This is a genomic window from Kushneria sp. EE4 (genome assembly GCF_977968315.1).
This window is the reverse complement of record NZ_OZ386212.1, coordinates 1,941,928-1,964,277: the sequence shown is the minus strand read 5'-3', so window position 1 is coordinate 1,964,277 and position 22,350 is coordinate 1,941,928. Positions and strand designations below refer to the sequence as shown.

At 60.0% G+C, this 22,350-nt stretch carries 18 protein-coding genes; 14 read left to right on the top strand and 4 right to left on the bottom strand.

Translation table 11 applies throughout. The features are described from left to right. Positions 1-576, bottom strand: coding sequence for a septation protein A (locus ACXMYO_RS09025; RefSeq protein WP_457808479.1), 576 nt, complete (start codon positions 574-576; stop codon positions 1-3). A 173-nt stretch (positions 577-749) separates the two neighbouring features. On the opposite strand from ACXMYO_RS09025, the gene ACXMYO_RS09020 reads away from it, so the two are divergent. Beyond that, entirely contained in the window at positions 750-1,685 is a 936-nt protein-coding gene (locus ACXMYO_RS09020) for a PHP domain-containing protein (RefSeq protein ID WP_457808478.1), read from the top strand. Between the two features lie 33 nt (positions 1,686-1,718). Beyond that, the gene (locus ACXMYO_RS09015) at positions 1,719-2,339 is read left to right on the top strand and encodes an L-threonylcarbamoyladenylate synthase (protein ID WP_438764171.1); all 621 of its coding nucleotides are present in this window, start codon (positions 1,719-1,721) and stop codon (positions 2,337-2,339) included. 82 nt (positions 2,340-2,421) lie between these two features. Here ACXMYO_RS09015 and ACXMYO_RS09010 read toward each other — a convergent pair whose 3' ends face one another. Next, entirely contained in the window at positions 2,422-3,546 is a 1,125-nt protein-coding gene (locus tag ACXMYO_RS09010; RefSeq protein ID WP_457808477.1) for an ion transporter, read from the bottom strand. A 245-nt stretch (positions 3,547-3,791) separates the two neighbouring features. Here ACXMYO_RS09010 and ACXMYO_RS09005 point away from each other — a divergent pair, with 245 nt between their 5' ends. Next, positions 3,792-5,609 carry an EAL domain-containing protein gene (locus tag ACXMYO_RS09005; protein WP_457808476.1) on the top strand — a complete coding sequence of 606 codons (1,818 nt, stop codon included), beginning with the start codon at positions 3,792-3,794 and terminating at the stop codon, positions 5,607-5,609. 39 nt (positions 5,610-5,648) lie between these two features. Here the strand turns inward: ACXMYO_RS09005 and ACXMYO_RS09000 are convergent, their stop codons facing one another. Continuing rightward, on the bottom strand, positions 5,649-6,557 hold the full coding sequence (locus ACXMYO_RS09000) for a CYTH domain-containing protein (protein ID WP_457808475.1): 909 nt from the start codon (positions 6,555-6,557) through the stop codon (positions 5,649-5,651). 103 nt (positions 6,558-6,660) lie between these two features. Here ACXMYO_RS09000 and ACXMYO_RS08995 point away from each other — a divergent pair, with 103 nt between their 5' ends. The 6 genes from ACXMYO_RS08995 to glrR all read left to right on the top strand — a co-directional run bounded on the left by ACXMYO_RS08995 (position 6,661) and on the right by glrR (position 14,362). After that, positions 6,661-7,341, top strand: coding sequence for a TIGR00153 family protein (locus ACXMYO_RS08995; RefSeq protein ID WP_438764167.1), 681 nt, complete (start codon positions 6,661-6,663; stop codon positions 7,339-7,341). 47 nt (positions 7,342-7,388) lie between these two features. Continuing rightward, complete coding sequence (locus tag ACXMYO_RS08990) at positions 7,389-8,654, top strand: inorganic phosphate transporter (RefSeq protein WP_438764166.1); 1,266 nt, start codon at positions 7,389-7,391, stop codon at positions 8,652-8,654. A gap of 169 nt (positions 8,655-8,823) precedes the next feature. Further along, on the top strand, positions 8,824-10,161 hold the full coding sequence (gene argA, locus ACXMYO_RS08985) for an amino-acid N-acetyltransferase (protein ID WP_457808474.1): 1,338 nt from the start codon (positions 8,824-8,826) through the stop codon (positions 10,159-10,161). Between the two features lie 731 nt (positions 10,162-10,892). Next, a complete protein-coding gene (locus tag ACXMYO_RS08980) occupies positions 10,893-12,395 on the top strand; it encodes an ATP-binding protein (RefSeq protein ID WP_438764163.1) in 1,503 nt (500 codons plus the stop codon). A gap of 2 nt (positions 12,396-12,397) precedes the next feature. Further along, entirely contained in the window at positions 12,398-12,967 is a 570-nt protein-coding gene (locus tag ACXMYO_RS08975; protein WP_438764161.1) for a hypothetical protein, read from the top strand. A gap of 36 nt (positions 12,968-13,003) precedes the next feature. Beyond that, entirely contained in the window at positions 13,004-14,362 is a 1,359-nt protein-coding gene (gene glrR / locus ACXMYO_RS08970) for a two-component system response regulator GlrR (protein WP_457808473.1), read from the top strand. On the opposite strand, the gene xseA is transcribed toward glrR, so the two are convergent. Next, the gene (gene xseA, locus ACXMYO_RS08965) at positions 14,363-15,694 is read right to left on the bottom strand and encodes an exodeoxyribonuclease VII large subunit (protein WP_457808472.1); all 1,332 of its coding nucleotides are present in this window, start codon (positions 15,692-15,694) and stop codon (positions 14,363-14,365) included. 279 nt (positions 15,695-15,973) lie between these two features. Between xseA and guaB the strand changes: the two genes are divergently transcribed. The 5 genes from guaB to ACXMYO_RS08940 all read left to right on the top strand — a co-directional run bounded on the left by guaB (position 15,974) and on the right by ACXMYO_RS08940 (position 22,328). Further along, positions 15,974-17,440, top strand: a complete 1,467-nt coding sequence (gene guaB / locus ACXMYO_RS08960) for an IMP dehydrogenase (RefSeq protein WP_457808471.1) — start codon at positions 15,974-15,976, stop codon at positions 17,438-17,440. A 159-nt stretch (positions 17,441-17,599) separates the two neighbouring features. Next, a complete protein-coding gene (gene guaA, locus ACXMYO_RS08955) occupies positions 17,600-19,174 on the top strand; it encodes a glutamine-hydrolyzing GMP synthase (RefSeq protein ID WP_457808470.1) in 1,575 nt (524 codons plus the stop codon). A 286-nt stretch (positions 19,175-19,460) separates the two neighbouring features. Further along, positions 19,461-20,351: a sce7726 family protein gene (locus ACXMYO_RS08950; protein ID WP_457808469.1), complete on the top strand. Its 891-nt coding sequence runs from the start codon at positions 19,461-19,463 to the stop codon at positions 20,349-20,351. Positions 20,352-20,358: 7 nt separating this feature from the next. Then, entirely contained in the window at positions 20,359-21,294 is a 936-nt protein-coding gene (locus ACXMYO_RS08945; RefSeq protein ID WP_457808468.1) for a sce7725 family protein, read from the top strand. Between the two features lie 50 nt (positions 21,295-21,344). Next, on the top strand, positions 21,345-22,328 hold the full coding sequence (locus tag ACXMYO_RS08940; RefSeq protein WP_457808467.1) for an RES family NAD+ phosphorylase: 984 nt from the start codon (positions 21,345-21,347) through the stop codon (positions 22,326-22,328). Positions 22,329-22,350: the final 22 nt, after the last annotated feature.

Genomic DNA, 22,350 nt, shown 5'->3' with positions numbered 1-22,350 from the left:
TTACTTCTCCTTTCCGTGGGGATTGGTGCCCTTGATCGTCTTGTCATCATCGGGCAGATGACGCGCGATATAGACGCCCTGAATAATGATGAACAAAAACGTAAGACCCATCATGCCAAAGAGCTTGAAGTTGACCCAGACTTCCTCGCTGAAATGGGTGAACACTGCGATGTTGACCGCCCCCATGGCCAGAAAGAAGGCCACCCAGGCCAGATTCAGGCGCATCCAGACCGGAGAGGGCAGGGTCATGTTCTTTTCCATCATCCGCTCGATCAGCGACTTGCCGCCAAACAGCGGCGAGAGCAGAAAGGCCACGGCAAAAAGCCAGTTGACCACGGTCGGCTTCCACTTGATGAAGTCGCCATCGCCCAGAATGACGGTGGCCCCGCCCAGCACAACGACCAGCGCCAGCGTGACCAGATGCATCTTTTCGATCTTGCGCCAGCGCCACCAGGTAAAGAGCACCTGCGCAATGGTGGCCGGAATCAAAACGGCGGTGGCCAGCACGATATCCTTGGTCATCTGATAGACCAGAACGAAGATGGCGATCGGCAGAAAGTCGATCAGCATTTTCATACACAACACTCCTGAAATGATGCCGGCGGGCAGGCCCGGGGCGGAAATACGGGCGTTCATTGATTCCTGGGGATACCCGGCGCAACATGGCCTGCATTCAGGGTCGTTACCGCACGCGGGGCGGCCACGCCGTTATACCATGCAGACCCGATTTTGCTGCTACCGAGAGGCCAATGAGCGCGCAGGATACTATATCGTCATCCCGGGACGGCGCGGCGTCGTCCTTTGACCCCGGCATGACGCTCGAGCAGGCCGGCCATATCGACCTTCACATGCATTCCACCGCCTCTGACGGCCGGCTCGCGCCGCAGGCGCTGATGGATCTTTGTCATCAGCGCGGCCTGTCATGCGCGGCGCTGACCGATCACGATACCATCGATGGCGTCGAGGCGGCATCACGTCAGGCCCGGGCGCTGGGCATGACGCTGGTGCCCGGTGTCGAGCTGTCCACTCGCTGGCAGGGCGTGGGCATTCACGTGGTGGCGCTGTGGCACGGTCAGGCGCAGCCGCCGATGACCGCACTGCTCGAGCGCCTCGCCCATGCCCGTCATGACCGGGCGCTGGAAATCGCCACAAGACTTGAGAAGGTCGGCCTTGAAAACGCGCTCGAGCGGGCGCGTGAACAAAGTGAAGGCGCGCGGCTGCTGGGTCGCCCCGACTTTGCCCGGGCGCTGGTGGCGGCAGGGCTGGTGCCCGACATGGCCCGTGCGTTCAAGCGCTACCTGGGCTCGGGAAAGACTGGCGATGTGAAGGTGCACTGGCCCACACTGGAAGACACGCTTGAAAGCGTTCGCCTGGCCGGCGGCGTGGCGGTGGTGGCGCATCCGCTGCGCTATGGGCTGACCCGGCGGCGGCTGGGGCTTTTGCTGGATGAGTTCACAGCGCTTGGCGGTGAAGGTGCCGAGTTGATCAGCGGCTATCAAAACGATGACCGAAGCCGCGATCTGGCCTCGCTTCTGGTCAAACGAGGGCTCTACGCCTCGCTGGGCAGTGACTTTCACTATCAGGGCGGGGCACTGGCTCCGGGCACCCTGAGCCGCGTGCCACGCAGCCAGCTTGCGCCCGTCTGGCAGCACCCGCGGCTGGCCCCCGCCTTTGACGGTTTGTGAACGCCATTTCTTGCCAGATTCAGGAGACATTCCATGAGCCAGTTCTTTTCCCTGCACCCGGAAACCCCGCAAAAGCGCCTTCTAACCCAGACGCGCGAAATTCTCGAAAAGGGCGGGGTGATTGCCTATCCCACCGACTCCGGCTACGCGCTGGGCTGTCTGCCGGGCAACAAAAAGGGCGTGGAGCGCATCAAGCGACTGCGTAACCTTGATGACAAGCACAACTTCACCCTGATGTTTCCCGATCTCAACGAGATCGGCACCTATGCCCGCATGGACAGTCCCATCTTTCGCGTACTCAAGGCCTACACGCCGGGCGCCTACACCTTCATTCTCGACGCCACCAACGAGGTGCCCAGGCTGTTGCTGCACCCCAAGCGCCGCACCATCGGCATTCGCGTGCCCGATCATCGCATCACCCGCGACATTCTGGAGACCGCCGGTGCGCCGCTGATGAGCGTGACCTTTATCGCGCCCGACGAGACGCTGCCCATGACGGATGCCGAGGAGATTCGCGACCGCTTTGGTTCGCAGCTCGATGCCATCATTGACGGCGGCGCCTGCCCGATGGAGCCGACCACAGTCCTGGATATGCGAACGCTGCCGCCTGAAGTGCTTCGCCAGGGGCGGGGTGATACCAGCGCCTTTGGCTGATGCATGCCCTGCCAGTCGATCGGGTATATAAAAAAACCTGCAGGGTGGCCTGCAGGTTTTTTTGATGATGACAGTTCAACGGCTATCGCTGATCCGGGGGAAGGTCATTGGCATCCGGATTGTCGCGTTTATCCGAGCCATCGTCTGCATTCGAACTATCGTCTGTATTCGAGCTATCGTCTGTATTCGAACCATTGCCTTCATCTGGGCCCTTACCTTCCTCCGAACCATCGCCTGTCTCCGGGGTATCGCGTTTGTCCGACGCATCGGTGCCGTCATGGGAGGGGGCGGTGCCGTCGCGCTCCTGCTCCAGTCGCCGGGTTTCCTCATCAAGGGCGTCGCGCTGCTGCTGCAGCTCTTCGATCTCGTCATCGATCTCCTTGCGTCTGGGATCATCGGCCTCTTCATTGAGCCAGGTGCCACAGCGCCGGCAGTATTTGGCGTCACGCTCGTGGCCTTCGTGACCACAGCCCGGGCAGGCCTCGTCGGAGTAGTGGTTGCGTTGAATCGAGCGCATGACCTCGGCGGAGAACACGCCGGTGGGCACGGCCAGAATCGAATAGCCCAGAATCATCATCATCGCCGAGATGAACTGCCCCAGCGGCGTAATGGGTGAAATATCCCCATAGCCCACCGTGGTCAGCGTCACCACCGCCCAGTAGATGGACTTGGGAATGCTGGTAAAGCCGGCCTCGACCGGCTCGATCAGATAAACCAGTGCCCCGAATACGATGACCAGCGACATGACCGTCATCAAAAACATCAGGATCTTCTGGCGGCTGCGCTCCAGTGCCTCCATCAGCAGGTTGCCTTCACCGACAAACTCCATCAGGCGCAGTACCCGAAAAAGCCGCATGACGCGCAGTACCCGGATGACCAGCAGCGCCTGGGTGCCGGGGAATATCAGGCTCAGCCAGGAGGGCAAAAGGCTCAGAAGGTCGATGATGCCATAGGTGCTGCGGGCATAGCGCACCGGGCGGTCCAGACAGTACAGGCGCAGCACATACTCGATCGTGAAGATCACCGTAAAGACCCACTCCGCGATCATGAAGGCATCCCCATAGCGCGCTTTCAAACTGACGACGCTATCGAGCAGGATGATAACGACACTTGCCACGATCATGATGATCAGGGCGATATCAAAGCCCTTGGCGGCCGGCGTATCCGATTCAAAGATGATCTGAAAGATACGATCTCGAAGCGTCATCTGTTTTTTATGGGATTCGCTGCTCACCGGCGCTCCGAAGTCCTTGTGGGATAGATGGCGTCCGGCCTCATGCGCCAGCGCCAAAAAATCATGCCATGACGCTTCAGCAAACGCAGCCCCCGCCGTTAAACACAGCAATACGCTTGACCGTTATCACAGGCACTGTTTCGGGCCGTCCACCGAAAGGAAGCGGTAGTGCCTGATACGGTTCGTCACCGATTTGTAATAACTTCTAGGGGTGCGCCATGAGTCGTACGGTGCAGGCATTATGTCACGATATTCGCTATCTGGCCGATGAGCTGGCGGCAGAGTCGACCTCGCTCGACGGGCAAAGACTGGCGCATCTGTCGACGTGCTGCCACGCCCTGTTCGAGCTGCTTCAGACTCCTGCGCTACCCAACGATATCCCGCTGTCCCGCTACGAGCGCATGCTGCTGTGTGACCATGATGTCATCTGGCACTGGCAGGCGCAGGGCGATGGTCTGACGCTGTCATCACGCTGGAAATCGCTGTATCACGGCGAGCCCGCATCGTCTTTGACGCAGTGGTGCGAGAGGCTGCATCCCGAGGATCGCGAGCGGGTGCACGCCCTGTGCCATCAGGCGGCCACCACCCGTGGGGTGTCGCGCATCGAATGCCGCCTGTGTGACGGCCAGGGGCAGTGGCGCTTCGTTCGTCTGCGTATCGTGGGCACCGGAGATGAGCACGTGTCGGGGCTGACCGGCGTGCTCAGCGACATTACCCACGAGCGCTATCGCGACCCGGTCACCGGGCTTGGCAACTCCGACCTGCTTGATCAGCTGCTGGAAGACGCCCTGGCGCAGCCCGCGGGCACACACCACGCGCTGATCAAGATCACCATGGTCAATGCTACGCTGCTCAGCGAATCCGAACATTTCAACAATACCCGAGAGCTGGAAACCCGCATTGCCGATCTGCTCCTGGAGCTGCTGCCCGCTGGTACGCTGGTAGCGCTGCCAGGCTTTAGCTATGCGCTGCTCACTTCCTTTGAAAGTCAGGGGGCGCTTGAGCGTTTCCTCCAGCCGCTTCAGCAGATGCTGGGCATGCCGCTGGAAACCCCGACAGGGCGCGTATGGCTATCCCATGTGGTGGGTGTGGTGCCCTTCAATGCCGATTGCCGTGTCGGGGTCGAGACCCTGAGAAAGCAGGCGCGTCTGACCATCAATAATGCTTCCGGTGCGGGCGTGGGAGGCATTCATTACTACAGCGATGAGCTGCAGGCGCGTGCCAGCCGGGCCAGTCGCGGCGAGCAGCTGATTCGCTCAGCACTTGCCTGCGATGGCGTACTGTGTTTTTTGCAGCCCATCGTCAGCGTCAGGGAAGGGGGGCGGGTCGTGGCCTTTGAGGCGCTGATGCGCCTGCGCGATGGCGAAGAAAAAATCGCCATGCCGAGTGCGTTTATCGAGGCCGCCGAATCCACCGGACTGATCCACCAGCTCAGTCAGCAGCTGATCGACAAGGCGCTGCACATTCTGGTGGACCCGGCCTTTACCGCCCGCTTTGGCAGGGATTTCGTGATCAACATCAATCTATCCCGCCACCAGCTCAAGGACGCGATGCTGGTCGATGACATGATGAGGCTGATCCACAAACACGGCGCCAATCCCCGGCGCGTCAACCTGGAAATCACCGAGTCGGCCGTACTGGCAGAGCCGGCCGTGGCGCTGCGTAACCTGGTACGGCTGCGCGAGCATGGCATCTCCATCGCCCTGGATGACTTCGGCAGCGGTTACTCCTCGCTGTCCCAGCTGTGCGAACTGCCGCTGGACTGCATCAAGATCGACCGTCGCTTTGTGATGGATCTGGAGCGCGAGCCCCGCAAGCGCCACGTCATGACCTCGGTCATCGATCTGTGTCGCCGTCTGGACTTTCGCGTGGTGGTTGAAGGCGTCGAGGAGAGCGCCACGCTCAAAACGGTCTGTGACATGGGCGCCGAGCAGATCCAGGGGTTCATCTACGCTCGGCCCATGGCCTCCCAGGAAGTGCTGGGTCGGCTCAATGCCACGCTGTTGCCCGTATCACTGCAGCCGGCATCGATCTGACCGGCCGAGACACCCTGTGACTGCCCCGGCACCTGCCTGCTAGCGGTACAGACGCTGCATCAGCAGCAGCCACTGCTGGCCAGAGCGCACGCTCAGCCAGTCAGGACGCGACAGCGATTCACCGAGCCGGCCGGCCAGGGTGGCCACCTCGAAGTCATCATGGCGGGTCAGGTGAATCAATGCCTGACGCGAGGCATACAAAAAGGCCTGCTGCTGGCTGTCCTGAAAGGCATCAAGCGCCAGAATGGCACGCTCGAGGCACTGCCCGGGCATGTCGAGCGCGCAGGCCGGCAGCTGCCACTGCTGTTCGCGCAGAGAGGCCGCGCGCGCTGCCTTGCTGGCATTGGCCGGGCGCAGAGCGCAGTGATGGGCCAGCTGCTCGGCCAGTGACCAGAGCGCCGTCTCCCGGCCCTCCTTGAGCTCGAGCTCGATTTCATGAATTCCAATCCGGCGCTCGCCCACGACGATCTCGCCGATATCCAGCGCCAGCTCGATCCGGCTTTCGTCATGTTCCAGTAGCCACTGGGTGCGCTGAAAGTCGGTGCGATAGACCGGGACCAGCGCCTGGCACACCCTGCTGTCTTCAAAGGGCGTCACGCCCAGACCGGCCAGCCACTCAAGGTCCAGATTTTCTTCCTCGCGCGGCGTTTCCCATTCACCCCGGGTATGCAGCCCGCCGTGGCCGTCACCGGCGGTCTTGACCGTCTGTACGAAGGTCTCACCGTTACCGCGCAGGCGCAGGGCCACGCGATGCGCTTCAAGGTCCAGTTCCGGGGTGTCGTAATAGACGTTGGCCAGACGGTGCGTTTCGGGGGGCGTTCCCTCAAGCAGGGGATGGGCCATCAGGGCGTCGACGCTGTCGCGACCGAGCGCCATCTTGAGCTCCACCTCCTGCGGGGACGCTGATGCATTGGTGACAGTATTGTCGCTTTGCGTGCTCGGATTCATGTGTTGATTCGCTCTATCCGGGGGCCAAACGTTAAATTTTCATGACGCCGGGGGGTCAGATAAATATACTGGTTGCGCCATTTTTCATTGCAGTGAAATCACCATGGTGTCATCCAATCCCTTTTCAGCACTGTTCGGCCGGTCGCCGTTTCAGCCGCTGCTTGAACATATCGACAAGACCGTCGAGTGCGCCGACCTGTTGCCGATCTTTTTTCAGGCGACGCTTGAGCAGGACTGGACGCGTGCCGGCGAGATTCGCAACCGCATCAGCGCAGGCGAGCATGACGCCGATGAGCTGAAAACCTATATCCGCATGAACCTGCCCAACAGCATTTTCCTGCCGGTATCGCGCTCCGACCTGCTCGAGCTGATCAGTGTACAGGACAAGATAGCCAACAAGATCAAGGATATCGCAGGCATCATGCTGGGTCGTCGCATGCGTATTCCCGAGGCGATGGAGGATATCTTTCAGGAATACGTGCATACGGCAGTCGCTACGGTCCATCAGGCCCGCTCGGCGCTGGCCGAACTGGATGATCTGCTGGAGTCGGGCTTTGGACGCAATGTCTCCGATCTTCTGGGTGATCAGATCCGCAAGCTCCATGAACTCGAACACCAGGCCGACGATCAGCAGGTCATGATCCGGCGCCGCCTTTTTGAGCTGGAAAAGGAGCTGCCGCCGATCGATGTCATGTTCCTTTACCAGATCATTGACTGGATCGGTGAGGTTTCCGACCGCTCTGAACGCGTAGGCAGCCGCCTGCAAATCCTTTTGGCCCGATAGGTGCACGTCACCATCGGGTAGTGAAGTTCGGATAACGATATTTTCCTATGACCATCATCGCACAGCATGGCGAGCTCTTTATTCTTCTCGCCTGCGTTTTCGGTTTTTTCATGGCCTGGGGCGTGGGCGCCAACGATGTGGCCAACGCCATGGGCACATCGGTCGGCTCCAAGGCCATCACCATTCGCCAGGCGATCGTCATCGCCATCATCTTCGAATTTCTGGGGGCCTGGCTTGCCGGCGGTGAGGTTACCTCCACCATTCGCAATGGCATCATCGATCCCACCCTGTTAGACGAAACGCCGCAGTATCTGGTGTACGGCATGCTGTCGTCGCTTCTATCGGCGGCCATCTGGCTGATGATTGCCTCCAAAAAGGGCTGGCCGGTGTCCACCACGCATTCCATCGTGGGCGCCATTGTCGGCTTTGCCGTCGCGGGTCTGGGGCCGGCCTCGGTACAGTGGAGCGCGGTGGGCCAGATCGTGTCGAGCTGGGTGACCTCGCCGTTTATCGCGGGCATTCTCGCCTTTTTGCTGTTCCGCTCGATTCAGACGCTGATCTTTGAAAACAAGGACCCGCTGGCGGCGGCGCGTCGCTATGTACCGGGCTACATGTTTCTGGTCGGCTTTATCGTGGCGATGGTGACCCTGCTCAAGGGGCTGAGTCATGTGGGTCTTGATCTCACCTTCACCGATGCACTGCTCTGGGCCATGGGCGTGGGCGCGATCATTACGCTGCTGGGCATTCTGCTGGAGCGGCGTATCGGCCACGAGCCGCGCAAGGATGACCGTTTCAGCTTCTCGGGCGTGGAGCGCATCTTCGGTCTTTTGATGATGTTTACCGCCTGCGCCATGGCGTTCGCTCATGGCTCCAACGACGTGGCCAACGCCGTGGGCCCGCTGGCCGCCGTGGTCAGCGTTGTACAGACTCAGGGGCAGATCGGCGGTAACGCGGCACTGCCCTGGTGGATTCTGATTCTCGGCGGCGGCGGTATCGTCTTTGGTCTTTTGACCTACGGCCACCGCGTGATTGCCACCGTTGGTACCGGCATTACCGAGCTGACGCCGTCTCGCGGTTTTGCCGCAACGCTTGCCGCGGCGACCACGGTGGTCATCGCCTCCGGCACGGGCCTGCCGATTTCGACCACGCACACGCTGGTCGGTGCGGTACTGGGCGTGGGCCTGGCACGCGGCATGCGGGCCTTGAACCTGCGCGTGCTGGGCACCATCGTGATCTCCTGGCTGGTCACGCTGCCGGCCGGTGCGGCACTGTCGATCATCTTCTTTTTCATGCTCAAGGGCATGTTCGGCTAGCCGTTTTTGCCGACTTCGCCATCAAGGGCCGCCGTGAATCACGGCGGCCTTTTTTTGTCCGGTGTTTGGTGACATCACCCGAACCTGCGTCCCGGCGCCGGCTGCTTTAAGATGGGGGCATCTCACCGTCGTGAGTTCTCATTGATGCCTGCCTGACCCTGGAGCCGCCTTGGACATCTCATTTCCCTTTGCCGACTGGTTTCGAAACTCATCGACCTATATCGATGCCCACCGGGGACGTACCTTTGTGGTACTGATCGAAGGAGAGGGGCTGACGCCCGAGCGTCGCGCGCCGCTGATTCAGGATCTGGCGCTGCTGCACATTCTGGGCGTGCGGCTGGTGCTGGTCTTTGGCGTTCGCGCCCAGGTGCGTCAGGCGCTCGAGGCAGCGGCGCTGACGCCAAAGCGCCACCAGGGCCGGTTTGTCGTCGATGAAGCCTGCATGACGCTGATCGAGCAAGAGGTCTCGACCCTGCGGCTGGCCATCGAGGCCAGGCTGTCCCCGGGGCTTTCCAATACGCCGCTGCATGGCGTCGAGATCAATGCCATCAGTGGCAATCTGGTCATGGCCAAGCCGCTGGGCATCCGGGAGGGCGTCGACTTTCTACGGGCAGGCGAGGTGCGTCGCGTGCGCAGCGATGCCATTAAAACCCTGCTGGATCAGCGCTCGCTGGTGGTGCTGCCACCGCTGGGGTACTCCAGCACCGGTGAGGTCTTTGATCTGGACGCCGCCGATATCGCCCGTCACGCCGCCATCTCCCTCAAGGCCGACAAGCTGATCATCGTCGGCCGTGCCGGCGGGCTGCACAATGCCCAGGGGCGGCTGATGCGCCAGCCGAATCTGCAGGAGGCGCAGACGCTGGGCTGTCAGCATGAAGATGGTGAGCTTGCCGAGCACGTCCATATTGCCTGCGACGCGGCGCGTCAGGGGGTCGGGCGTACCCATCTGGTCTCCTGGCAGGACCGCGATGCGCTGCTGGCGGAGCTTTTTACCCGTGACGGGGTCGGCACCATGATTACCCGCGAGCGCTACGAGCAGCTGCGCAGCGCTCGCCTCGACGACATCGGCGGGCTTCTGGAGCTTTTGCAGCCGCTGGAGGAGCGCGGCATGCTGGTGGCGCGCTCGCGCGAACGCCTTGAGCAGGAGATCGAGGACTATGTGGTCATCGAGCGTGATGGCATGGTGATCGGCTGCGCGGCGCTTCATCCTTATCCGGAGGCGGGCAGTGCCGAGCTTGCCTGCGTGGCGGTTCACACCAGCTACCGCGGTGGCGAGCGTGGCGACCTGCTGCTGGAAGGCGTCGAGCAGCGCGCCCGCGAGCAGGGGCTGACCGCGCTGTTTGCCCTGACCACGCACACGCTGCACTGGTTTCTCGAGCGAGGCTTCATCACGGCAGGGCTTGAGGCGCTGCCGCAAAAACGACGTGAGCACTACAATCCACAGCGCAACTCCAGAGTGCTGCTCAAGACGCTGGCCCCTGCGGGCGTGCCGGCTGCCGGAAACTGATTCGCCGAAAAGTCACCGTCGCGTTTTTGAGACAAGGTCCATAAGGTTTGTCGGCATCTGCAGACAATGGAAAAGGTTTAAAAAACAATGGCTTGCTTGTTTGGCAGGGTGGTCATGTCGCCACATGGCGACGTTTTCGGCCTTCATCGCGGCACTTCCAACCCGATATGAAATATTTCAGGCCTTTTAAAAATTACATGTTATTGTATTTAAAGCATAAATTAAATCATGGCATATCTCTGGCTAGAGGTAAGGCATGGCAGGACGGTGGATCATGAATGGTCGCTTTCAGGACCGGCATTTGTGACGCCGACCTGCCGAAGGCCCCCTGCAAGGAAGCATCAGGCAGACATTGCCATGGCACGGATGCCATTTCGGGGCAGAATTTCGAAAATGCCGTCTGGCGGCGTTTTTGATCACGAAGAAGCCACAGGCGCTGTCGAAAGCCTGAATGTCAATCTCGACAGCGTGGCTTCGGGCCCCTCCAGGCCCACGGTGACACGGCCCTGCATGGTCAGGCGGGCAGGGTCGTATCACCATGTTACCCTTCAGTTCCCTGCGTATATTGAGAGCCGGCCCTGCCGGCTCTTTTTTTATTGCGGTCGGATAAATGAAACCAAATGAGTGAAAAGTGTATACGGACGTTATCGAACGGTGAGATTATCGGTTATTCTCTCCCTCGTTCCGGACTACTCTTTCTTAACGGCTCGCCTGTCGGAGACTGTCACCTCATGGCTTCTCGAATAAAGCGTCGATGGCGTCCTCGATCCCTTCTTCAGCAGGTATTGACGGCCTTTTTGCTGGTCATGCTGCCGATCGGTGTGTTGATTCATCTCGCCGGTCAAAGCTTTTCCCAGCTCTCGGAGCTGGCCGATGTCAGTGCTCGCGAGGCAGTGGACGAGACACGTCGCGCCCGTCAGTTGACCAACCTGTCAACGGATATGGAGCGCAGCGCCCGTCAGTACGCGGTGCTTGATGATCAGAGTCTGCTTGAAATCTATGGCGAACGCCGCGCGCGCTATAGCGACCTGCTCAACGAACACGCCGCCTTCATGGGCGACAGCCCCTTGATGCAGTCGCTGCGTCAGCAGTTGACCGTGCTTGAAACCCTGCCGGCGCCCGGCGAGGAGAGCCTGAGCGCCCAGCTGTCCGAGTTCAGTCGGTTTACCTCCACCACGGAAGCGCTGGCCGAGGCGACCCGTCGTCAGGTCGATGCGCGTATCGACGAGATTCGCGCCCAGGCCGATCAGGTCACCACACGCCTTTGGCAGGCAACACTGGCGCTGGTGTCGTTCAGCCTGGTGCTGATCCTGTTTTTCACCTGGCGTATCATTCGCCCGATTCGACAGCTCGAGCAGCGTATTCTCGGCATCGGGGGCAGTGGCGATACCGAAGAGACGCGCCCGATCCAGGGCCCGCTGGAGCTGGTCAATCTCGAGGAGCGCCTTGAGTGGCTGTCGGCGCGTCTGCGCGAGCTCGAGGAACAAAAGCAGCAGTTTTTGCGTCACATGTCCCACGAACTCAAGACACCGCTGGCCAGTATCCGTGAAGGCTCCGGGCTTCTGGCCGATGGCGTGGTGGGTGAGATGACCCAGCGCCAGCGAGAGATCGTGCTTTTGATCGATGAAAGCGGTCAGGAGCTCCAGACACTGATCGAACAGCTGCTGGATTACAATCTGCTGCAGCAAAATCGCCGCCTTAACGTCACGCGCTTTGACGTGGCAAGCGTAATCCATGAGGTGCTTTCAAAGCACCGCCTGGCGCTGCAGCAAAAGGGTATGGTGGTGGAAGAGCGTCGCGCCCCGCTGTACTGGCAGGCCGATCGCGCCCGTACCGCGCGAATTCTGGACAATCTGGTGTCCAATGCCATTGCCTACGGCGACGATGAAGGCCGGCTCTACATTTCGGCCAGTGCCGACCAGCATCATCTGACCCTGGATGTGGCCAACAGCGGTCAGGCGATCAACGACCGTGACCGCGATCATCTGTTCGAGCCCTTCTATCAGGGCAGCTCGCAGCGCAAGGGGCCGCTCAAGGGCTCCGGCATCGGGCTGTCGGTGGCCGCCGAGAGCGCTCGTGCCCAGCACGGGACGCTGAGTCTGATCGAGGATTCGATCAACGGCTGTGAAGTCTGCTTTGAACTGGTACTTCCCTGGATCGTGGAAGAGGCTTCACAGGACAACCCCTCTTTACCCCGGGCCGCAAGGGAAAAGGCGGCGCTGGCAAGGATATGACAATGAAGCACAATCTAATGGCAGGCAGCGTTCTGCTGGCGACCATGCTGCTGGGCGGGTGCGCCATGTGGGGTGATCGTGTCCCCGGCGCCGCCGAGGAAGGGTGCATTACCCGCGGTATCCCCACCATGGTGGATGACGAATGCCTGCTGCCCACGTGGGTTGCCTTTGGTCGCACTGCGCAGACCGGCACACAGCAATGGCGCGATGAAGTGCTTCAATACATGGATGACGACACGCCCCGGAGCGGTCTGGCCCGTGCGGTGGTCTTTTCCCAGGAGGATGCCGAGCACTGGCCGACAGGCCTTGCGCTGTTCAAGCGCTATACTCCGCAGGCGCCCGAAAGCATTCAGCCGCTGCTTGAGCAGTGGCAGCGGGATCTGGAGCGTCGCACCGAACTTCAGTCCGGGCTTCAATCCAGACTCGATGCACAGCATAATCGCAGCCATCAGGGTAACAGCCGGCAGCGTCAGCAGATTCAGTCGCTGCAGCAGCAAAATGCCGAGCTGAAAAAGAAACTGGACGCCCTGACCGCGATAGAGGAGAGCATGAACGCCAGGCAGACCCCCTGAGCGCTCCTCGCGCGTCGGTCGTGCAAGGAGAGACACGTGAAAACTGCCCATCTGCTATTGGTCGACGATGATCCAAGCCTTTTAAGGCTTCTGGGCATGCGTCTTGAAAGCCGTGGCTATCGGGTCAGTACCGTTGAAAGCGGGCCACAGGCGCTGTCACTGGTTGAACAGCAGCGCCCCGATCTGGTGCTGTCGGATCTGCGCATGGATGGCATGGACGGCATGGCGCTGTTTGGCGAGATTCAGTCCCGCCATCCCGGGTTGCCGGTCATCATTCTGACCGCGCATGGCTCCATCCCCGAGGCCGTCAGCGCCACCCGTCAGGGGGTGTTCGGCTTTTTGACCAAGCCCATTGACCGCACCGAGCTGTTTGCGCTGGTCGACGAGGCGCTCATGCAGACCTCGCCGGCCAGCGGCGGGGCAGACCCGGCCTGGCGCCGTGACATCATCACCCGCAGTACCGTCATGGAGCAGGTGCTCGAGCAGGCCGGCAAGGTTGCCGGCAGCGATGTCAGCGTGCTGCTCTCCGGCCCCTCCGGCTCCGGCAAGGAGCTTCTGGCTCGCGCTCTGCACCGCGCCAGCGCCCGTGCCGAACACCCCTTTATCGCCATCAACTGCGGCGCACTGCCCGAGCAGCTGCTGGAAAGCGAGCTGTTCGGTCATGCCCGCGGGGCCTTCACCGGCGCGGTCAGCGCCCATGAAGGGCTCTTTCAGGCCGCCCACGGCGGTACGCTCTTTCTCGATGAGATCGGCGACATGCCCCTGTCGCTGCAGGTCAAGCTGCTGCGGGTGCTTCAGGAGCGTCAGGTGCGACCGCTGGGCAGCACCCAGAGTATCGATGTGGACGTGCGCGTTATTTCCGCCACCCACCGCGATCTCAACGCGGCGATGAATGAGGGCACCTTCCGCGAGGATCTTTTCTACCGCCTCAACGTGGTCAACCTGCGCCTGCCGGCCCTGCACGAGCGCCCCGAGGACATTCCGATTCTGGCGCGCTATCACCTGGAACTGGCCGCCGATCGCCACAAGCCCTCGGTCAAGGGGTTTTCAAAGGAGGCCATCAGCCTGCTGGCCTCCCATGCCTGGCCGGGCAACGTGCGCCAGCTCGTCAACGTGGTTGAGCAGTGTGTGGCGCTGTCTACCGCGCCGATCATTGCGCACGCGCTGGTAGCCCAGGCGCTGGCCTCGGAAGACAACGCCCTGCCATCGTTCAACGCCGCGAGAGCCGGCTTTGAACACGGCTATCTGGTCAAGGTGCTCAAGATTACCGAGGGCAACGTCACGCAGGCGGCACGCATCGCCGGGCGCAATCGCACCGATTTCTACAAGCTGCTCTCCCGTCACGAGCTTGACCCCAACAGCTTCAAGCCTGCCTACGCCGACGGGCCGCTTTGATCAGCGCTTCAGCCGCCGCTTCACTTCCACCTTCAGACGGCCCTCACCCAGACGGGCCGTCAGCACCTCGCCCGGCCGAGTGTCCTGTGAGCGGCGAACCACGCCGTTTGAGGATTCCAGAATCGCGTAGCCGCGGCCCAGCACGGCCAGCGGGCTGACGGCGTTGAGCTCGCGCATCAGGCCTTCCAGCTTCTGGCGCTGTTCGTTGATTCGCCGTTCGGGGGCGGCCATCAGGCGCTGCTCCAGCGCGTCAAGCCGTTCGCCTCGGTCACGCAGCGCCCGCTCGGGCGAGGTCTGCTGGAGTCGCGCCTGATCGGTCGTCAGGCGCTGGCGGGATTGTTCCAGCCGGTAGCGCATCGCGCGTGTCAGGCGCGCTTCAAGGTCATCAAGCCGCTGGCGCTGCGTGCTCAATCGCTCGCCGGGGTGGCGAAGACGTGAGGCGGCGTGATCCAGCCGCTGATTCAGCTGATCGAGCTGGCGCTGCTGGGCACCGGTCAGGCGCTGCGTCAGGGTGGAAAGCCGCTCCAGAATGTCCCGGCGATCCGGCACCAGCCGTTCGGCGGCGGCCGAGGGCGTCGGGGCGCGAGCGTCGGCGGCCAGATCGGACAGCGTCGTGTCGATCTCGTGGCCCACCGCGCTCATCACCGGAATCGGGCTTGCCTGAATGGCGCGCGCCAGACGCTCATCGTTAAAACACCACAGATCCTCCAGACTGCCGCCGCCGCGGGTGATCAGCAGCGCATCGAAGCGGCCGTCACGTGCGGCGGCTGCCAGCGCGTGGATCATGGCCGGAGCCGCCTGATCTCCCTGCACCGGTACCGGCAGAACGCTCACCTCGAGCAGCGGCCAGCGTGCCTGCAGCACGGCCAGCACGTCCTGAAGGGCCGCGCCGCTGGCGGAGGTAATAATACCCAGCTGTTGCGGTGGGCAGGGCAGCTCACGGGCATTGTTGAACACGCCTTCGCCTTCGAGCTTCGTTTTCAACCGCTCCAGCGCGGCCAGCAGGGCGCCGCGGCCGGCCTCCTGCACCGCCTCCACGATCAGCTGATAGTCGCCGCGTGGCTCAAAGATCGAGACTTTCGCCCGAATGCGCACGCTGTCGCCTTCGCGCATGGGGGCGGCGACAAAGCGTGCGCGGTTGCGAAAGAGCGCGCAGCTGACCTGGGCGCGGTCGTCCTTGAGCGTGAAGTAGAGATGGCCCGAGGCTGGGCGCGACACGCGCGAGAGCTCGCCTTCGACCCACACCTCGCCCAGGGTGTTTTCAAGCGCCCCGCGTGCGCGGCGGTTCAGATCGGAAACGCTCAGGGCGTCACTTTTTGAGGCGGGGGTCATGACAGCTCCCTGCAGGGTGATTCGATTCGAGGGTTTATGGTCCGCAAGCAGCCCGTGGTCCAGCAGGGGCAGGGCAGTCCGGCCTGAGTAGTCTGGCACGGTGGTGCGGCGGTGTCTGCCGGCGTGACCACCTCGGGCAGCGCCTTGAAAAAGAGGGCGTATATGGCAGCAATAGCGCGCCGCCGTGGGTGCGTTCGTTGTATGGGCGGGCCGCAGGCGTTAAAATGCTCGATTAATTACTCCCCGCCGCCTGTACAACCCACTCAGTGGACGCCAGTTATGCTGCGTATAGCTCAAGAAGCGCTTACGTTTGACGACGTATTACTCGTTCCCGGTTATTCCGATGTTCTACCGAAGAACGTCTCTCTGAAATCCCGCCTGACCCGCAACCTCGTCCTCAATATTCCGCTTGTCTCCTCCGCCATGGATACCGTGACCGAAGCCCGCCTGGCGATTGCCATGGCGCAGGAAGGTGGTATCGGTATCGTGCACAAGAGCATGTCGATCGCGGCTCAGGCCGCTGAAGTGCGCAAGGTCAAAAAGCACGAAAGCGTGATCGTGAAGGACCCCGTCACGGTCAGCCCTGACGCCAAGCTCACCGATCTTCTGGCCATGGCCGAAGAGTACGGCTACTCCGGCTTTCCGGTCGTGAAGGGTGAAGAGCTGATCGGTATCGTGACCGGCCGCGACATGCGCTTTCAGCCCAACTACAGCGACAGCGTCGAGGCCATCATGACCCCGCGCGAGAAGCTGATTACGGCGAAGGAAGGCACGCCGCTGGAAGACATCAAGCGCCAGCTTCAGGAACACCGCATCGAGAAGATCCTGATCGTCAGCGATGACTTCCACCTGCGCGGGCTGGTCACGGTGCGCGACATCGAAAAGGCGCGCACCTACCCCAACGCCGCCAAGGACGAGGACGGTCGTCTGCTGGTCGGCGCCGCGGTCGGCACCGGCGAAGACACCGGCGAGCGTATTCAGGCCCTGCATGACGCCGGCGTTGACGTGATCGTCGTCGACACCGCCCACGGCCACAGCGCCGGCGTGCTCGATCGCGTGCGCTGGGTGAAGGAGCACTTCCCGTCGCTGCAGGTCATCGGCGGCAACATCGCCACCGCCGCGGCGGCCAAGGCGCTGGCCGAAGCCGGGGCAGACGGCGTCAAGGTCGGCATCGGCCCGGGCTCGATCTGCACCACGCGCATCGTTGCCGGTGTCGGCGTGCCGCAGATCACCGCCGTTGCCGATGTGGCCGAAGCGCTCAAGCCCTATGACATTCCGCTGATCGCCGATGGTGGCATTCGTTTCTCCGGCGATATCGCCAAGGCGATTGTCGCCGGGGCGCACTGCGTCATGGTCGGCAGTCTGCTGGCGGGCACCGAAGAGTCCCCGGGCGAGATCGAGCTCTATCAGGGCCGGACCTACAAGGCCTACCGCGGTATGGGCTCGATGGGCGCGATGTCCCAGACCCAGGGCTCGTCGGATCGCTACTTTCAGGACAAGAACGAAGGTGTCGAGAAGCTCGTACCCGAAGGCATTGAAGGTCGTGTGGCCTACAAGGGCCTGATGAGCGCCATTGTCCATCAGATGATGGGCGGCCTGCGTGCCTCGATGGGCTACACCGGCTCGCACGATATCGACACCATGCGCACCGTGCCGGAATTCGTTCGCATCACCAGCGCAGGCTTTGCCGAATCGCACGTTCACGACGTGCAGATCACCAAAGAAGCGCCGAACTACCGGAGCTGATGGCATGCGCTGCCCGCGTGGGATCATGACCCTTATTGATCGACGCGCGGGCAGGGCACGTTCACCGGCTGCCGGGCAGTTCAGTATCAAGAGCGGGAGGCGAAAGCTTCCCGCTCGCTGTTTATATCCTCGCCGTTCTCGGCTGTGTAGAGAGATCCCATGACCGACATTCACGCCCACAAGATCCTGATTCTCGATTTTGGCTCCCAGTACACCCAGCTGATCGCCCGCCGCGTGCGCGAGATCGGGGTCTATTCGGAAGTGCGCGCCTTCGACATCACCGAAGAAGAGATCCGCGAGTACAACCCCAACGGCATCATCCTCTCCGGCGGGCCGGAATCGGTCGCCGAGCTGGACTCCCCGCGCGCGCCGCAGTGCGTCTTCGAGATGGGGCTGCCGGTGTTCGGCATCTGCTACGGCATGCAGACCATGGCCGCCCAGATGGGCGGGGCCACCGAAGGCTCGGACAAGCGGGAATTCGGCTACGCCCAGATCAGCGTCTCCGCAGAAGACGATCTGCTCGGCGGCATCAAGGACCACATTGGTGATCGCGGCGATGCACTTTTGGATGTGTGGATGAGCCACGGCGACAAGGTCGCCCGCGTCCCTGAAGAATTCGAAATCACCGCCTCCACGCCGAGCTGCCCGATTGCCGCCATGAGCTGGGCCGAAAAGCGTCTCTACGCGGTACAGTTCCACCCGGAAGTGACCCACACCACCCAGGGCCAGCGCATTCTCGAACGCTTTGTGCTCGAGATCTGCGGCTGCGAACGGCTCTGGACCCCGGCGAAAATCATCGAAGACCTCGCCGAGCGCGTGCGCGAACAGGTCGGCGACCGTCACGTGCTGCTCGGCCTCTCCGGCGGGGTGGATTCCTCCGTGGTGGCAGCCCTGCTGCACAAGGCGATCGGCGATCAGCTCACCTGCGTGTTCGTCGACAACGGCCTGCTGCGAAAGGACGAAGGCGCCCAGGTCATGGACACCTTCTCCCAGCACATGGGCGTGCGCGTCATCCGTGTCGATGCCGAAGACGAGTTCCTCGGCCGGCTGAAAAACATTGATGACCCGGAGCAGAAGCGCAAGCTGATCGGCAACACCTTTATCGACGTGTTCGACCGCGAAGCCGCAAAGATCGACGGCGTCGATTTCCTCGCCCAGGGCACCATCTACCCCGACGTGATCGAATCCGCCGCCTCCAAGACCGGCAAGGCGCATGTGATCAAGTCGCACCACAACGTCGGCGGCCTGCCGGAGACCATGAAGCTCAAGCTGGTCGAACCGCTGCGCGAACTGTTCAAGGACGAAGTGCGCAAGCTCGGCCTCGAACTCGGCCTGCCGTACGACATGGTCTACCGTCACCCGTTCCCCGGGCCGGGCCTGGGCGTGCGCATTCTCGGTGAAGTGAAGAAGGAGTACGCCGACATCCTGCGCGAAGCCGACGCCATCTTCATCGAAGAGCTGCATAACTTCGACTGGTACCACAAGACCAGCCAGGCCTTCGCCGTGTTCCTGCCGGTGCGCTCCGTCGGCGTGGTGGGGGATGGCCGCCGCTACGAATGGGTCATCGCCATTCGCGCGGTCGAAACCATCGACTTCATGACCGCCCGCTGGGCGCACCTGCCGTATGAGCTGCTGGAGAAGGTCTCCGGACGCATCATCAACGAGATCAGCGGCGTGTCCCGCGTGACGTATGATGTGAGCAGCAAGCCGCCTGCGACGATTGAGTGGGAGTGAGGTTTTATTAGGTATTAGCTAGTACTGGTCAGCTTTGATTAAAGAAAGCCCATGTTTTATGGGCTTTCTTTGATCTTTTAAGTAACTGACAGCGCTAGTAGTATCACTTGAAAACCTAGAAAGCGCAGGTGGTTTGCCAGTCTGTAAGTGATTGCACTTATTTCTCACCTATACCCTGTCAGCTAAGCTGAGATAAATCACTATAACCAACTTGGCATATCTGCAGGCTAGATTTTTTACCTAAACAGAACATTCCCTTTGAAATTTGAACAATCCGAGTAGGGAGATGAAAATTTACAGCGCAGCGCAATTGTCCGCATTGACTCGACTGTTCTCTGCCGCCGTTTTCCGCGAAATGGCAAAGAAAGGCCGGTCTGGCCTATTTCGTCGACTGCTCGAGCAGACAGATTTGATCAAGCATGCCAAGGCGGATGCCACTGTCGGCGATACTTTTGACTCCGCATTCGAGATTTTGAAGGTAGCGGGGCAGCGCGATGAATATATCTATCGAGCGGCAATTAGCCAAAAAGTGTTGATGGGAACGCATTCGCTTCGAACAGCTTCGATGCTAACTGAGTTTCGTGCTGGTAGTAGTAAGGCTGATCTTGTCATCTTGAATGGAACTGCCACTGTTTATGAAATCAAGTCGGAACGGGATTCCCTCGCACGACTTGCTAGCCAAGTTGAGAACTACAAGCGCGTCTTCGCCAAGGTAAATGTAATCGCGAGCGAGGGGCACATCGAAGGTGTGCTGGAAACGGTCCCGAAAGATGTAGGGATAATGTGCCTTTCAAAGCGCTACCGGATTACAACGGTGCGCGAACCAGTAGATTGCCCTGCGCGAATCTGTCCAGTAACAGTCTTTGAGTCGTTACGTATGGCCGAAAGCATCGCAATCTTGCAGGAAATGGGCGTGATGATCCCGCAGGTTCCCAATACTCAAAAGCATTCGGCGATGCGCGACCTTTTCGCTACGCTAGACCCGGTAGTGTTACATGTAGAGATGGTGCGGACGCTAAAGCGGACGCGTGACCTTGCACCGCTTGGTGATTTCGTCAATCGTTTGCCCAAGTCTTTACAAGCTGCGGCGCTTTCTATATCGGTGCGTCGCTCTGATCATCCAAAACTGATCGACGCCATCGAGACTCCGCTGCAAACAGCCATGACTTGGAGCTGACCAACATATGTACTACCCCTATTTCCGCGGAAAGCAATTCGAACTCATCACTATCCGCGAGATGTCAGAGTTGCTTGCCGAAAAAAACTTTATACCTGTAATTGAACCTGTGAGGGAGTCGCTTGGCAGCCTCAAAAAAACCTTGAGTGCGATATGCGACGCGGGCGGGCGCGCTATTGTTATCGTGAACCCTTACCACGGTGACCATAAGGAAGACGGTGCAAGCATCACCGGCCTACTCCAAGAAGGCTTCAACGAAGTTGATAATATATCTGCCGGCATTTTATTGCGTAATGACATGAATGCCGACGAAGTAATGGCTTGTTATGGCCAACATACTGATCATCACCCTGTTCTAGTACATGCGGGCTTAACTGACCCTAAAGCGCTGGCGGCCGCGCTGAATCATGATATGCCCGACCTCACCAACATCTTTATCGAAGATCATGCAAAGTTGCTCTATCGGAAGCACTTTGATCAGAGCAAACGCATTCTTGTGCGTGACGGCTTCAAGCGGCAACGCAATGCCGATTATCCGCCAATAGAGGAGTTCTCCGATCTTCATGTAACCTATAGTGAACTTGGCATGGCGGGCTTCGGCGACTTTCTGATCGCGGGCGACGTTTATAGCGAAAGTGGAGGCCCAGCTTATGCTGTTGCGATCCACCTAACCTTCATCGATCCTTCCAAAGACGATGTCATGTACATCTATCACTTCGTTTCGAACACAAATGACACGCCAACCGATCCTGCTGGCAAGTTCGCTCAAGCGTTGGAAAAGCTAATCGTTAAACTGGATAGCGGTACCTCCCATATTCTCGAAACAAAAGCGATTAAAGAGTTTCGCGCCCTTCATGCTAAAGGCCATTTTCCGGGCCTCGGCTACATTAAAAAACTCTCGATGAAACATCATATCGAGACACTTGCCGACTATCTTGGCTAAGACTAATGGTACAACGATTCTGTTGCCCTGAATGTTTTGACGATCACAGCTTGCGTGATCAGCTTTTCCCATCGCTTGATCCTGATCATGGTGCATGTGATTTCTGCGGGACCACTAATACTCAGCTCGTTGAGCCAAGCAAGCTTGCCAATTTTTTCGAGCTTCTAATTAATGTCTATGAGCCTAGTGAAGATGGAAAATCGCTAGTCGAATGGATGAAAGAAGACTGGCAGCTATTCAGCCATCCACGCATGGATATTGCCCACGCCAAGGAGCTGCTGGGAGAAATCCTTAATGACGGTGAAGTTGTTCGAAAAAGCTTTGCACCGTCTCCAAGCTATACTAGTGAAGGTCTCGCTCAGTGGGACAAGCTGCGCGACGAAATGATGTATGCCAATCGTTGGTTTCTCGATGTCGCCATTGATCTAGATCGCCTCGAACAGCTATTTGGCATGTTATTGGCGTCGCAATTATCTCTGCAATGGTATCGCGCGCGGATTTGCTCAGAAGACGAGGTTTTTAAAATTGATAAGATGGGCGCACCGCCGAAACGACGCTCATCACATGGACGAGCTAATCCAGCAGGCATTCCATATCTTTATCTGGGGTCGTTGCCGGAAACAGCAGTGGCAGAGATCAGACCTCATACAGGAGAACTTGCTTGTGTTGCTGATTTCACCATTCCTGAGATTAAAGCTGTTGACCTGCGCAACCCACGCAAGCTCGTCTCCCCATTCATACTGTCTGAATCGAGCGAGATTAGTCAGCTACGCGCCGACTTGCCATTTCTTGAACGTCTAGGCGAGGAATTGACGCGACCTGTTCAGCCATCTGGGGCTGCAATCGACTATATTCCAAGCCAGTACCTGTGTGAGTTCATTAAGAAGATTGGATTCGATGGCGTGGTTTACCGTAGTTCTGTCAGTGATGGCATCAATCTCGCCCTGTTTGATCCCGATCAGGCGGCTGGCGGAGCGGTAGAGCTCTATAGGGTATCCAAAGTGTCGGTTGAAGTATCCACGGCTCTGGATTAACACGCATTTTATAGTAACGATT

Coding starts and splice junctions, on each gene's coding strand:
- ACXMYO_RS09015 (WP_438764171.1), top strand. CDS start 1,719: ATGAGCCAGTTCTTTTCCCTGCACCCGGAAACCCCGCAAAAGCGCCTT.
- ACXMYO_RS09005 (WP_457808476.1), top strand. CDS start 3,792: ATGAGTCGTACGGTGCAGGCATTATGTCACGATATTCGCTATCTGGCC.
- guaB (WP_457808471.1), top strand. CDS start 15,974: ATGCTGCGTATAGCTCAAGAAGCGCTTACGTTTGACGACGTATTACTC.
- ACXMYO_RS08980 (WP_438764163.1), top strand. CDS start 10,893: ATGGCTTCTCGAATAAAGCGTCGATGGCGTCCTCGATCCCTTCTTCAG.
- ACXMYO_RS09020 (WP_457808478.1), top strand. CDS start 750: ATGAGCGCGCAGGATACTATATCGTCATCCCGGGACGGCGCGGCGTCG.
- ACXMYO_RS08995 (WP_438764167.1), top strand. CDS start 6,661: ATGGTGTCATCCAATCCCTTTTCAGCACTGTTCGGCCGGTCGCCGTTT.
- ACXMYO_RS08945 (WP_457808468.1), top strand. CDS start 20,359: ATGTACTACCCCTATTTCCGCGGAAAGCAATTCGAACTCATCACTATC.
- guaA (WP_457808470.1), top strand. CDS start 17,600: ATGACCGACATTCACGCCCACAAGATCCTGATTCTCGATTTTGGCTCC.
- ACXMYO_RS09010 (WP_457808477.1), bottom strand. CDS start 3,546: ATGACGCTTCGAGATCGTATCTTTCAGATCATCTTTGAATCGGATACG.
- ACXMYO_RS08975 (WP_438764161.1), top strand. CDS start 12,398: ATGAAGCACAATCTAATGGCAGGCAGCGTTCTGCTGGCGACCATGCTG.
- xseA (WP_457808472.1), bottom strand. CDS start 15,694: ATGACCCCCGCCTCAAAAAGTGACGCCCTGAGCGTTTCCGATCTGAAC.
- ACXMYO_RS08950 (WP_457808469.1), top strand. CDS start 19,461: ATGAAAATTTACAGCGCAGCGCAATTGTCCGCATTGACTCGACTGTTC.
- ACXMYO_RS08990 (WP_438764166.1), top strand. CDS start 7,389: ATGACCATCATCGCACAGCATGGCGAGCTCTTTATTCTTCTCGCCTGC.
- ACXMYO_RS09025 (WP_457808479.1), bottom strand. CDS start 576: ATGAAAATGCTGATCGACTTTCTGCCGATCGCCATCTTCGTTCTGGTC.
- ACXMYO_RS09000 (WP_457808475.1), bottom strand. CDS start 6,557: ATGAATCCGAGCACGCAAAGCGACAATACTGTCACCAATGCATCAGCG.